9 protein-coding genes and 1 pseudogene are annotated in these 14061 nt (G+C 44.9%); 8 read left to right on the top strand and 2 right to left on the bottom strand.

Annotation, left to right across the window (positions count from 1 at the left end):
* The 8 genes and pseudogenes from MM817_RS15545 to MM817_RS15580 all read left to right on the top strand — a co-directional run.
* Positions 1–224, top strand: a pseudogene (locus tag MM817_RS15545) (conjugal transfer protein TraC); the annotation flags it as partial.
* Between the two features lie 11 nt (positions 225–235).
* Positions 236–2689, top strand: coding sequence for a hypothetical protein (locus tag MM817_RS15550; RefSeq protein ID WP_241716832.1), 2454 nt, complete (start codon positions 236–238; stop codon positions 2687–2689).
* Between the two features lie 57 nt (positions 2690–2746).
* Positions 2747–3550: a hypothetical protein gene (locus tag MM817_RS15555; protein ID WP_241716834.1), complete on the top strand. Its 804-nt coding sequence runs from the start codon at positions 2747–2749 to the stop codon at positions 3548–3550.
* Positions 3551–4033 carry a hypothetical protein gene (locus MM817_RS15560; RefSeq protein WP_241716836.1) on the top strand — a complete coding sequence of 161 codons (483 nt, stop codon included), beginning with the start codon at positions 3551–3553 and terminating at the stop codon, positions 4031–4033. It abuts the gene before it with no gap.
* Positions 4034–4963: 930 nt separating this feature from the next.
* Complete coding sequence (locus MM817_RS15565; protein ID WP_241716838.1) at positions 4964–6370, top strand: LppP/LprE family lipoprotein; 1407 nt, start codon at positions 4964–4966, stop codon at positions 6368–6370.
* A gap of 401 nt (positions 6371–6771) precedes the next feature.
* Positions 6772–6990 (top strand): hypothetical protein, encoded by a 219-nt coding sequence (locus tag MM817_RS15570; RefSeq protein WP_241716840.1) that lies wholly within the window; start codon positions 6772–6774, stop codon positions 6988–6990.
* Between the two features lie 82 nt (positions 6991–7072).
* Entirely contained in the window at positions 7073–8155 is a 1083-nt protein-coding gene (locus MM817_RS15575) for a tetratricopeptide repeat protein (protein ID WP_241716842.1), read from the top strand.
* Positions 8152–8964: a hypothetical protein gene (locus MM817_RS15580; protein ID WP_241716844.1), complete on the top strand. Its 813-nt coding sequence runs from the start codon at positions 8152–8154 to the stop codon at positions 8962–8964. The genes MM817_RS15575 and MM817_RS15580 overlap by 4 nt, the downstream gene beginning before the upstream one ends.
* Before the next feature lie 405 nt (positions 8965–9369).
* Here the strand turns inward: MM817_RS15580 and brxL are convergent, their stop codons facing one another.
* Together brxL and pglZ are read right to left on the bottom strand one after the other, a co-directional pair.
* Positions 9370–11445, bottom strand: a complete 2076-nt coding sequence (brxL, locus tag MM817_RS15585; protein ID WP_241716846.1) for a protease Lon-related BREX system protein BrxL — start codon at positions 11443–11445, stop codon at positions 9370–9372.
* Between the two features lie 18 nt (positions 11446–11463).
* Complete coding sequence (gene pglZ, locus MM817_RS15590; RefSeq protein ID WP_241716848.1) at positions 11464–13935, bottom strand: BREX-1 system phosphatase PglZ type A; 2472 nt, start codon at positions 13933–13935, stop codon at positions 11464–11466.
* Positions 13936–14061 lie beyond the last annotated feature (126 nt).

Here is a 14061-nt window from a genome sequence, read left to right on the forward strand (position 1 = left end):
TCCTTCTCAAACAAGACAAAAACGACAAAAAGGCCATCATGGATATCTTTCAAATCGAAGAGCGTGAATTTGAGGATCTCATGAGTTTCACGCGTGGTCAGGGTCGATGGAGCGTCGGAGAAGAAGTATTTTACAATCAGTTCACAACCGCAGACTTTGAATTCCGCCTCTTCAATACACGTTTTGTCGTGTCTGAAGCACAGCTTCTACGACAAGTGAGCTAGGGGGACCATCGTTGAAAACTGTCAACCGTTGGATGACCACCTTCGCCTTTGTTGCCGCCTTCGTCGTCTTAGTCGTGCTATCGCATAGTTTTGCTCAAACGAATCTGAATAGTTATATCGGACAAGTAGCCAATCAGTACGCTAAAACCACAGGTCAACAATCGATTCAGGTGAATCCTAGCACTGGAGATCACTCATCCAGTGGAGGAACTCAGTCGCTACCATCCGTACAACCATCGGCATCACAACAGGGTTCATCGACGACTTCATCAAGCACCAACGGATCGACGGTATCCAACACACATGGAAATGGAGGTGGAAACTTGAATTGGTTTGGAAGCTTGATTGTGGGCTTTATCGGCAGTTTTTTGAGTATGATCTCCGCACTACTGATCGCGATGGGATCGAACGTCCCTCAAGTGGTACTTGGCAATTTGATGTCCAATCCTCACCTTGCCTTTGGTACTGGCAATTTTTTTGACGTGATTCCAAACGGTCATAATGCCATCGTGATGCAACCGTTTATCCAAGTGTTCGTGTGGTTAGCCTACGCTTTCATGGTCTTTGCAGCCTACATCGGAGCGGCCAACATCGCACGTGCCAATAACAGCTCGATTCAACGGGATCGACTGAAAAACGAGATCGTCGGATGGGCCGTGGCTATGTTGTTTCTATTTGCAGGGCCCTATCTGGCTGTAGCCATCACTCAATTATCGTGGGATATGTGTGCTGGACTTTTCTCTCTTTCTGGCGCCAATTCACTCAGTGTATTCACCATTGGATCCAAAGGCGTCGATCCATCATCCAACCCAGCTACGGTTCTTTTTCACGACATCGTTCAGTTTATTTCTGTTTTGATGGGATTCTTCATCAACATCTTGTATAAATTCCGGGGTATCTTTTTAGATGTGTGGGTCATTCTCTTCCCGTTCGCGATGGCGAGTTATGCCAACGAGAAAACCAAAGGGATCTTCAAGCTCTGGTGGACGGAGTGGATCTTTCAGATGCTCGTGCCTCTCGGTCAATCCCTGGTGTACTCCTTAGCGATGGGCATGGTGAATATCACGGGGGCTTCTTCCTCCTCGGCTGTAGGGCTAGGCGACATCTTCACCTCGATTGCAGGAGTCGTAGGATTTCTTGCAGCTGGTGCCTATGTGCGCAAGTTCGTTGACGTCGTGGCTCAAGAATTCAAAGCTCCCATGATGGGCAATGATCTCTTAGGCGGTCTTGCCGCAGGCGCTGTCGCCGGATATGCCACCGACAAAGTGGCAGGGGCTTCGATCAAGGCGGCTTCTTTTGTCCCCAAGCAACTAGGAAAGGGTGCGTTTCGAGCAGTCGATCAACGATTGGCTGGTGCTGCTATGCATCATTTGCACAAAAATCCTGAAACGGTCGCTAGCGCCCTTGCGCATGGACAGAGTTTTGAAGATGTCATGGCGGCTCGTCATACGCAAAAAGGGGAGCCGATCGCCCATGCCGATGGAATGGGCATCGTCAGCGGAACGGATAGTCGTCAATCCATGGGGGATCGCTTGGCCGGAAGAGGCAACGGCAGTGTAGGTGGTTCTTTGCCATCCTCTTATTTACTAGGACGCGGCATCCATCCGGGTATGGCTTTTCATTCCAGCACACTAGGGGCCTTGCGTAGCATCCCTCAAGGCATGAAAAACGAACTGCAGGCAAGCAATATGGCTGTGATCGCTCAAGCGAAGATGGCCGACCTCACCAATAGTCAATGGGCGAAAGGGAAATACTATCAAGCAGGAGAGAAGTTAGGCGCACATGCTTTTCCTCGTTTTCAAGCACATCGAGCCAAATGGAACCAGCAACAAGATCAAATGAAATCTTTTCGAGATCAACTACGTCATGCAAGCGAACTCAATGCTGCACAAAAACGCATGGCGAATATCTCAGGAGATACGTATGAACCATATGCACCTGGCGGTTCCGCTTGGAGTGGCAATACGGAGAATATTGAAAAATACAATGTGGATAAAATGAACTTAGAACAAGTGATGCCAAAACATGAACATCAATCGGTAGAAGACACATTAGGAGAGTACGAAGATCACTGGCGCATCAACCAAGATCACGAGGACGTCAACTATCGTAACCCATCATTTCAAAAAGCCTATCAACAAGCGAAACAGAGCTACTTGCCTTTTTATCGCTATACCCAAGCTCGCGACATGGTACAAGGTGGGCACATCCAATTTCCTGGTGCGATCCGCAAAGAAGACGGCAAACTCTCCCCGAGTCGTGTGAAACCGGAACAATCCGAAAGAGAGCGCTTGGAACTGATGATGTCCGATCTACGTTCGGGACGATTGAACATCCGTCAATATGTGAAAGATTCTTATGATCAAGTTCATCAAACAGGACCATACGTTAAAAAAAATCAAACCGATCCAGAAAAACAACCGGTGTCCAGGGATCGCAAGCCAAAACCAACCAATTTGCGTTAATGACTCTCAAAACCGCCTGCGGAGGCGGTTATTTTTTTTGTACAATGAGATGGAAAGGTGGCGATGATGATGACCTCTAATCCTCTTGTTGCGATATTGTTGGATATTTTCGTAGTCATTCCCACGTTGCTCTTAGCGTTCTATATTCTTTTTATGATTCCCGTTCTTTTTTTCGGATTATTAGATAAACTGTCCGATCATTCCAAACAATCCGGCCTAGACTCTGGCTTAACGGCGATAGGCGCCATACGACGGAGAAGATACTTAGAAGAACGTCATTCCGTGTGGCTATTTCTTGAGAAAATAGAGAATAAATATAAGTTTAAACGGATGACCTATGGAGATTTGACTAGCGGCTACCGAGATTTCGAAACTCCTGTGTTACTCTGGCGCATGGAAAACTTATTTGAACGTGGTGAAAAAGCCATACGAGACTTACACAACGATGCTGTATTTTCTTACTATCCTAGTAATTACATCGGTAGAATCAAAAATGTACTGACTGATGAAGACTATCAAGAACTGGGCAAAACTACGCATCGCTTGTATCGCGTATACAGATGGTGGTGTGCAGAAGATCGTAATCAGCCTATATACACCAAAAGATACATTAGCATCTTAAAAAACATCGATAACAAGGGTCGCCATTACAGGAAGTTAAAAAAACAATTAGCCGATAGAAAGACCTATTTCGAAAACATTGACTGCACAGAATACGAATCAAATCGTTTCACGCGTCTACTCCATTATGCTGATGATCCGTTTTTTAACGAAAAACAAGACTACTCATTGAAAAAGATTACGAAAAAAGATGTAGAAAACTACCATGTCGAGCAAGCAATTGGAAAGGTGGAGTACTAATTGGGAACTATGCAGCTCAATCGAAAGTTAGAGCAAGCGAAAACGGAGTATTTTCAGATGCGTGGATTGCTTGAAGAAGAGATTATGCGTGTCCTCTACGCATACTCAGAAAGTGCTTTTGGCATCACATTTTCAGATATCATCCGCAAGCTGGTATACCACTGGGAGAAGGGAGAAGATGATCAAGAACGATATATCGAAGGTAAAAATAACAATAATCAATATACAGAAAATAATCTATTCCTCTTTTTTACTTTCCGCCAAAAAGTGAAAAATTTTCGCCCCGAAATATACGACCCAACCGCCTATACTTTTTGGGATCTCATGCATGAATTTGGTGATGTGGTGGTGTACACCTACAAAATCCGCAACGCCGAGGCAGATCATCTAACGAAAATGATCATCGCGTTAAGGGAGAAATACCTAGTGTATGCGCCACTTGCGCGAAAACAGGTAGAACTAGAGGGGAAAAAGAAAGTGTAGTTGTTTATAAAGATGGGATGAGCATAACGCTCTATATCGAAATTTGGTGCAAATGTGTTCGTATTCAATCAATGATCTGATATATGACAAATACGGAGTTCCAATCGATGCATGATAAAAAATGAGCAAAGCATCGGGCTAAGCCTACTTACAATACATCATTTTATAATAATATTACCAATCTAGTATGCCCATCCTGTTGAATCAATACCATACACATTGCACCTCTGAACCATACATACCTTTATCGTAACTCTATTTCCGTGTCAGTGTTGTTGGCATCTCTCTCCTTTTGCAAGATATGTAGCTACTGTGTTACGAGATAAACCCAATTTATCCTTAATTGTCGTTGAGAAAACCCTTTTCGTTCGTGCATTCATTTGATAGGATGATAGTGAATCATATTAATCATTTTGTTTTATCCTTCCTTCACTAAGGTAACGTCACCATAAGTATTGAAATAGGCTCGTACATTTGAAAATCATAAAACTCGCATTTAATCTAATTACACGCTCGTAAATCGGCCTAAAATGGGATTACTAAAAATAATTGAACAAAACACCTTAACAAATGCAAACTTCGCCATCTACAGTCGTCTCCTACATAGTTCTTCTTTGTATCTTGCACTTTGACAGAAGTTCAATTTAGCCCGTATAGTGTCGTTCATCAGTTTCCACATTTAAAAGCAGGCTCGATCTATGAAATAGGATGCTTCGGTTAAAAAAGATTTCGATACCGCTCTCTACTACTTATAATGTGTCTTTATTCGTTTTGTGTTTACATTAGGGAAAGACCGTTCCAAAAACGTTGCATGAGAAAATTATCGAAATCGGAGTAGGGGAGAATCGTCTAATGAAGTCCAAAGTCCATGTAGGAATAACCTCCCTAATCAGTTTTGCAACTATATTTGGTATATCAGCATGCGGAACTATGCCAGGCAATAAGAGCATTAATTCAACTACCAATACGCATAGAAACAACCCAGCATCAATAACAGCAGATCGTGGATACCTATACAATAGTTCCAAAACCATTATGTATTTACAATGGGCGTCTGATAAAAGTGGCAATATTACGGGACAGTTTGAAGAAGTCGACATTTCGCCTAACTCATTCACTGTCCACGTCATTACAGCTACTATCGAAGGTACCATTTCTGGTTCAAATGTAAGTATCGAACTCAGTACTGACCTTGTTGATTCGGGAAATAACATGCTTACCGGTAACTTGTCGGGACAAAACTTGACGTTGAACTTTCCAAATAGTGACGGAATGCTTCAACCACTTACCTTCAAATCTGCTTCCGTCAATCAATATAATACTGACGTACAAAATTTTAGGACGTCAGTATCAGAACAGCAAGAACATGTTGAACAGCAACAAGCCGCATCACAATTGTTAAAGACACTTGTAAAATTACAGACCAACGTTCAGCAATACCATGATGCCTCATCAAACCCGAAGCATTATTATCCAACGTTTTTTGCTTATGGGAATACTAGCGGAAAAATATCAAATTTGAATCAACCAACCAGTTCCTATGCAGCTGAAATTGATCTTAATGCCGTTGATGACAAACAACACACGTTCGGTCAAGATGGATTTTGGGATACTGGCAACGCTTCTTGGGCAACGATCATTCCTAATGACGGTGAATATTTTGGCGTTACGTCCGGTGGAATTGTTTTTGCTACGTCTACACAGCCTGACACGCAACCAGATGATGCTACACAGGGATTGAATAACGGTAACAGCGGCAACGGTGGGTGGGCCAATAACAACATTCAGGTTTACGCCCTTAGCTATGAGGATAGCCTGAAGATAGTATCCTTGTCCAGTTTGGAATTACAGAATATGACCGTAACCTCGGGATCAAATTCACCATCGTCTAAAGCCAAGAATAATTCATTATCAAGCACACAAAGCGCTTCTTCTTCATTCCCGAATGTTACTAACGCGAGTCCGACATTACAATCACAAATAAACCTTATTTTATCAAAGGGGTATGTTCCTGCATCATCACCTAATGCGGCCGTTTCCGATGGCCATGGAAATACCCTTTACGCTTGGAATGGAGTTATGCCTGGCGATGGTTCTGTTCAATGGGTATTTTTCTTTGATGGTTCGAAATATATAGGAACAGATACCGCTAAACCAGATACATACATTAATTCAATTGAACCGGCTGGAACTGGAGAAATAAAAGTTACATATGCCGTATATACGGCTAATGATTCAATAGCTGATCCAACGGGTACTCCTTTCAGTGTCACATATCAGTGGAATGGCACAAGGCTTGTTGCCTTAGAACCTATGCAAACACAGTGGAAGAATTAAGATGAACTGAATATAGCATTTATAATGAGCGTTTTGGAGAGTCGACCACGCCTTATGACATCTCCAAAATTGACTTTGAACGCTTACGTAAGGAATTTGAACGAAGTTCTGGTGAATACAACTTTACAGAATTTGAAGAGTGTGATCGAACAACGTCTTCGTCACTTACTCATGCAGAATCCGTTACAGACAGATTTTCAAAAACATTACGAGGAAATCGTTGACCAGTATAACCGCGAAAGGATCGGCAGAAGATAGAAAAAATTTTCGAAACGTTGCTGAAATTTATTTGAGGTTTAAAGGAAGAGGCCCTGGCTATATTCGATCTTCTTAAGAAACCTGACTTATCGGCTAAGGACGTAAAACAAGTCAAGCAGGTCGCAGTGGAGCTTCTTAGGATTTTGAAGAAAGAGAAGCTGAAAATTGATCATTGGCGTGAGAAGGAATCGACCCGCGATGCAGTGTGGGTAGCGATTAAGGATTTTCTTTATAGTGGTTCAACAGGTCTACCCGTGGACAGTTTCACAGACGAGAATGTAAATGCAAAGACTGACTTAGTGTTTCGGCATGTGTTTTGGGCTTATTCCACTGTGCCATCACTGGTGTATAAAGATGCTTAGATGTTTATAGACCGATACGCTTATTGATATTTGATCACGACTTTTAATTGAGGTTGGTGAGAGTCTTTTGAGGAAAGGTCTCATGATAGGATGGATGGCTTCTATTTCGGTCATTGTCACAATCATTCTTTTGGTGATTGCAAGTGCATTGAAATACTCACTCCCTGCTCTAGGTTCTCTAGGACTTGCTGGGTTAGCGTCCATCGTCGGTGGTGTCGCGACTTTTGGAGGAATTATCACAGGGCTTATTGGCCTATATTCCCTGGGATCAATAAATGAAAAAATTGAAGCTGCAATCGATGCGGAAAAGAAAGTGTGGAACAGTCAAATCAATAAACAGTTATCAATTCACATGAGGGCTGTAGCGGAGTATAACAGAGGGCTTTCGGAATCGGATATTCGAAGAGCTTCTGAGTATATGGAAAGTGCCCTCCGCTTACAACCAGAACTGCCACTGGTCTCGGAGAACATTGGAACCCGGTTCGCCGAAGCAACATTTCGGTGGGCATGGCATCGAATTGATCGAAGTCAAGGTTTCAATGTAAGGCTAACCACATATGGGAATTTAGATCCAGACCTTTATTTAGAAGAAGGAGACTACACACACGATGCAATCAGGTGGCTTGAAGATGTAAGAGAAGTCGATGGTGAACGAAACATGCATTGGATGAAATTGGCTAAACTGTATTCTCTCATCGGTGATCATAGAAAGATGATGTCATCTCTTCAACACGCATTCAATCTGAGTGAAGAGACTACAAATTACGGTGTCGAGGATATAGGAATTCTGCTTTGGAACTGTTCAGACGCAGGGCAGGTAGATGAAATCTGCAAGACCATCCACTACGAAGCACCAATTATGCTCACTAAACCGATTTTAAAAAGTGTGCTCACGAAAGAACGACGCTATGAGGGGACTATGAGGCCGCTTTTAGCTGTTAGGCGTAAGGGGAGTATGATGTTTAAATCAGAAGCTCCTTCTTCACCTACAATTTACTATGTGGCCAAGACGCTGTCTGAAAATGGAGAAGATCGGTATATGCTACAGTGGTACGGTGAAGATGTGATTCGATATCCGAAACCAGACGATGACCCGTGGGATGTTGATAAGTTGTTAGACGTTGTGAATGATTGGTTTATTACTGTCGGGGAGGTTTACAAATGAAGATGGACTCACCAATGGTTGAAAGTCTCGACCGACAAATGCTGCTTGATTTTTACAGTCTTGGTGCTTGGGTTCATCAATACACAGCAACAGCACTGTATCACGAAGCTCAACAAATTCCAACAGACAAGAGAGTTTCACCAGATGACCGTCCAAGAATTCAAATGGTACTGCGGGCTAAGATCGTGGCTGAAGCTGTCTCTTCCTTTGAAACTTTGGGTCGATTTTGTTTTGCAGTTAGGAATAGAGGCAAGTCGGGAATTTCGTCGCGTTTTATTAACATGAAGAAAAATCGAGCTAATGACTTCTACAGGCTATGTACTTCAAATGATAAATCACCTGAAAGCCTCTTGCGTCTACAGGATCGGCGTGAACTTAGATCAATCGTGAGTCCATATGAAACTGATGCTTTTTTCGAGCAGTTAGAGGAACTACTTCCGAATCTGGCTGAAGCGTACTTGGATGATATTGAAGAAGTGAGCAAAAAGCGAAGGCTTACTAGGGCATATAATGCCATCAAACACGGTAGTCACATAATTAATAATATTGTGGAGCTATCTCCAATACATGTTTCTGTAGAAATGGGCTACGTGCCAATCGTTACAAGGTGGCCAAAGTTCGGAGAAGAGATAAACGACAATACCATGATTTTTATTACCAGAAGTATGTCTCAAGAGTCGGTCACAGAAGACTTAGAGTTTATTAGGCAGATAGCGATAGTATTATCGAATTTAGCTCAACTCCTGATACTCCTAATCGACAGGAATGAACTGGAATATTTTACAGATGATGATAGCTCGCTTGAGTGAATAATAACAGATTAATTAAGGACACTCCGGTTTTGCTAATAAAAATACTAATGAACTGTCTGCAAACGCCTGATATTTGGCGACACATTGCAATATATTCGATCCTGAAGCGCCTTACTACTTAAGGAATTGTAGAAATACGTATCATCTGGCGACACACCCGGAGAGCAATTCATAAACCACGTTTTGCGAGGGAACTCCTCCGGGTGCGCGAGAAAAGCTTGATATGCCGAGGGATCTCAGAGTTATGAGGTTCCGAGTTTTGTGTTAAATACATAAGTGTGCAAATCAATTGCAAATCGAAGACTTAATGGTATAGCTTGGGGCATAAGTATTGATTGCTTGTCACAGGGAATACCCCAAATATTTTTCTTTAAGAGAGGGCGTAATTAACAAATTAAGTCCTTATTCCACGCCCAAAGCCTTATACACGGCTTCCTGCGGGGTTGAGTAAAATATTAGGCTAAACGCGCCTATGAGGTCTGCTGGGACTATGCCGAGTTCTGCGGCGGACGTTATCGGTAACAGCACTTTTTTTGCTCCGCTGTCGAGGCAGACTTGCAGGATGCTTGCCAGTTCCTCAACCTTGAGAATGGTGCCGCTGATACTGATTTCTCCCAAGACAGCAAGGCTCGACAGCGTCGGCTTACTAAGGGCGCACGAAGCAAGGGCTATAACCGTCGGCAAGGTTAAGAACTTAGTCATTCCGATGCCGTTAAGGTCTTGATAGTTAGTAATGTAGTCTTTAGTCGTCGTGCTTATCGAGGCACTTATCTGATTTCCGCTCGCTTTCAGGTAGTTGAACGCCGTGTTCGTGGCTTCCTTTGCATCACGGTCGGAACCAAGTCCCGTACGTTCGAACTTGCCGTTGCCGGGGAGCATCTGTGTTTCTAGGCGATACACGCCTATCATTCCGGTCTTGCCCTGCGAGATGGTGTAGACATTGCCCGGATTTGTCACGCCTTCGGGAATGATCTTGCCGCCACCTTGTTCAGGTACGGAGACGTAGCGCTCCTCAAAGGACTCATTGTCGATATAAGAGAAGTTCACATCGTAGAACTCCATACCTCCAATTTTCTTTAACTGCTCTTTAACACGGCGACGCATTTCGAGGGCGAAAGTCAGGATTTCCTCGATGTCCTCCTTGCCGAATTCGCCGTTAGGGTAAAGCAACTTGGAAAATCCTGATACGATTTTACGGACGGCGATGACATCACGCTGGTTCAGGTTGCTGCCAAAGCGGAAGTACTTATCACACACGTCACCGAATGGTTCTTTCCTCATTTCTCGCATAAATTCCGCTAGGTAGTCCGTGATAAAGCCGTATTCGTTGGTGAACGATTCGGGACGGTATTTCGGAATCTCCCAGCCAGGGATATAGCAGTGCATACGGTCAAGAAACGCCGTGTCATACGCCATAGCATCGGGGAATGGATCAAACAAATGTGATGTTTTGAGCAGTACATCCACGCTCTGGTTGATGTTCCCGACAAAGGCCATAGAAGCTGACGCCGCCTTTTCCTCCTTGCCTCTGGCAAAGGAACCGGAAGCCATATAGTCCTTCATGATCTGAATGCCGTCTTTGTCTTTGAATGTGATGCCCGCGACTTCGTCAAATGCGACGCAATCCCACAGGCCTACAAGCCCGACAGTCTTGCTTGACATATTGTAGAAGAGATTGGCAACGGTGGTTTGCCCGCCGGAGACGAGGATACTGTTCGGCGAGATTTCCTTGTAAAGATGAGACTTTCCCGTGCTACGTGGTCCCAGTTCGCAGAGGTTGAAGTTGTTTTCAATGAGCGGAAGCATACGGGCGAGTTGCAGCCACTTCTCTCTGTCGTTGAAACGATCTGCCTCCATACCTGTGGAGCGGAGCAGGACGGTAATCCACTCGTCTTTGGTGAAGGCACGACGACCATTCTTAATCTCGTCCATATCAATGTGCGGCATCTGAATGGGCGTGATTTTCACGATGCGAATCGGGGTGGATTTCTTTTCTTCCTCGATGTACTCGTAGTCTAGCCCAATAATGCACCAAATGCCGCCGCAAAGCAGGCGGTCGTATTTCGACACATAATCCGGCGAAACGGGGATGTCTCTAACACCAAGGTTAGAGAAGTCGGCTTCGTAGCGGTCGAGTTTAATATTCAAGCTGACGGTGATGCGGTCGATGACCGTATAACTGCCGCGCTCGCGTAAGCCGGATAGCACCTTCTGCGCTTCGTCAGGCCGCACGAAGTTCTCTGTAAGAATTCGCTTAACATTTCTTACGCCGTCCTCGATGATCTTCGGATCATCGGAACTGCAATATTGCCCAAGTAAAAATTCTAAGACGTAGACAGGCACGTTCGCACCTTCCTTAATCGCCTTAGTCAGGTCTTTGCGAACAATCTTACCGTCGAAATGCTCACGCAGTTTACGATAGATCACTTCATTTGCGTCATCCGTTTCCGGCGTGTAGCCTGTCTGCCCTAAATTCATCGCGAAATCCTCCTCATCTTACAAGTCAAAGCCAAAGTCATCCGCAAACGCTATGTCAATGCGGAACTCCACCTCTTCGGGAACATCCGTTTCGTTTGCAATAACAAGACGGTATATTTTGTTGCGGTTGAAAGCCATTTGTTTCAGGGTAAACCGTACTCTGAACACACGCTCGGAAGCATTAGCACTCGTTCTGTCGGCGATCACCGTTTGAAAGTCGCTGATGGGGTTACCCACGTCGTCGGTAAAATGAAGTGTGTAATTGCATGGCTGTATTTTATCGCCGATGGCCTGCTTTTGCAGAAAGTCGAGGGAAAACATCAAATTTGATACCTTGCGACTCTCGGAAATCAGTGACAACCCTGGATTCTGCACTTCTACATACTTCTTATAGCCAGTCCGCATGCCCTTGTAAACGATCACGGGCACGACCATCTCTTGCAAACTGATGCCTCCGTGGACGTAGTTCTCGCCACCACCCTGCACCTTGATTCGTACAGTATCTTGTGGGGCAAATCCTTTCATAGGGACGCCGCCAAGCGTTCGCTCGGTCTTGACAGGCAAGAGGTAATTCGCGGTCGTTTCTGGCGATACAAGCGCGTAGCGGCGTCCGAGTTCGTATACTTCACCGCTAAATGTCTGACGGCTGATTTTCTGACTTTCCTCAAGCGGTTTGTATGTATAAAGGAAGCCGTGATCAGCCGTAATGAAGATATTCACGCCGCTCAGGTCATTCACGATAATCTTTACGATGGCTGTCAGTTCATCAATCGCCGTGCCGCAAGCCTCAAACACCTTCGATTCTGTATTTGGCTTATCACCAATTGCATCGATCGTATTATGATAGATATAGATGATATCTTTGCCCGCTATTAAGTCTCGTCGTTCCTGCTGTCGCATTTGAAGCAAGTCTTTATAGGTTACGGCTACGCTATCAGAGTTGGCAGTGTTCAGAATCATACCGCGCTGTGCCGTGCTAGCTGTGGGCTTGCCGTGTACAAATACCTCCATCTTGTCATTGACTGATACCTCTTTGCCAGGTAGAAGCGCCGCCATACCAAACTTTGTGACGCTTGGGAATACAGATTGAACGGCTTCAAGCGTCGCCTTGCCCTTAGTGTTATGACCGAGGGCTTCGGACAGTTCAGCTGCCACCTCGTAACGCAGGGCATCAGAAATCACAACAAATACGCGAGTACCCTTGCTCACGTTCGGGGAAACATAGCTGTTGTAGAAGCGGCGCTGCTCATTAATCTCGGATACATAGCCGAGCGAATCCAAATCGCTGGCTATGGCTGTCGTCCAAGTTGAAGTGAGTTCTTTCAAGAACCATTCGCCGTACAATCGCTCAACCACTTCAGAACACTTTTTTAAGCCGTCTTCCAAGAGAGCGTGAGGGCTTTTGAGCATGATTCCGAACTCATAATGGAAATGTCGATAGTAGCTGTCCATGTAGTATACGTCGTTCGTGTACAGTTTCCACACCTGAACAGGCTCTACAACGTGAAAGCCTTCAATGTGCGCCAAGTAAAACTCCTGCATTTTAGCGATATAGTACAAACTCTCGAAATAATTCGCCGTCAGGCCATACCAAGCGGAGGTACGACGGTTCTCCACCACTTCGATGACAGCGTCAATCTTGATGACATTCTCGCCAATTTCATTGAAGAATCGTTTCAGGATGCTTTCGTCGATAGCGGGGAAGGTGTCGCTCTTTAAAAGAACCTTTATCTCCGTCTTGTCAAAACGGTCGGCAAGGCGAAGTTCGTGCTCTACATGGCGACAGATTTCCACTAAATCGTCGTTGCCATCGCCTCGCTGCCATTCGTGGATAAGCTGATAGCAGTACGCCTTGCAAGGTTCGGAAACAAACCGCTCCAAGCCTTTCAGTGCGTTCGGTATCGTCTGCGACAAGGCGGTGACGAGGATATGCGCGGCAAGGTCGGAAAGCGGGCGTTCCTCCGCGGTCACATAACCTGTGTACTTTTGTACCAGTTGCCAGAACGCCTCGATGTTGCCGAATTTCTCTATGCTCATCAATGCATCGTTGCTGTCTTTATCCAATCCCTTCGACAGGACGGCGATCAGCACGTCCTGAGCTGAGCCACCGTTCAAACCGCACAGCACCGCCATGATGTCGATGTGAAATTGCAGCGGAGCCTGATATGTCCTGCCGATTCTACGCAGTTTCGCCTTGCGGTCTTTATTGTCGAGAAACTTCGCGTATAGCTTCATCGTCTTACGCATCGCTGACGATGGCTCGACGAGTAGTTCCTCCATTTGCAAGCTGACGAGATCAGCGCGGAATTCCTCGCTGTATAGCTTGATGTCAAGTAGCCAGTCATCCTTCTGGTCTTTTTCGTAGGAGAGCGGGTCGTAGACAAGGTAATCACCCGTGAGGTCATCCGCTGCGAGAAGCTTCTTGACGGCGAAATGGCTCTCTTCATTGAGTTTGACCACGGCCACGCCGGGTAGGTCGAGTTCGTTCACTGCTGTTAGGCTATAGGGGTGGACACAACGAATCGAGAGTGTGAAAATAAGTAAATCGATTCGAGGTGTTCATGGTGACAAAGACAAATAGATACAGCACGGAATTTAAATTGAATACGGTGAAAA

Origin of the sequence: Sulfoacidibacillus ferrooxidans, assembly GCF_022606465.1 — a bacterium.
Taxonomy (GTDB): Bacteria; Bacillota; Bacilli; order Alicyclobacillales; family SLC66; genus Sulfoacidibacillus; species Sulfoacidibacillus ferrooxidans.

Bases quoted from the DNA above. Each gene is read 5' to 3' on its own strand.
- MM817_RS15565 (WP_241716838.1), top strand. From the start codon at position 4,964: ATGCCAGGCAATAAGAGCATTAATTCAACTACCAATACGCATAGAAAC.
- MM817_RS15575 (WP_241716842.1), top strand. From the start codon at position 7,073: ATGATAGGATGGATGGCTTCTATTTCGGTCATTGTCACAATCATTCTT.
- brxL (WP_241716846.1), bottom strand. From the start codon at position 11,445: ATGAATTTAGGGCAGACAGGCTACACGCCGGAAACGGATGACGCAAAT.
- MM817_RS15580 (WP_241716844.1), top strand. From the start codon at position 8,152: ATGAAGATGGACTCACCAATGGTTGAAAGTCTCGACCGACAAATGCTG.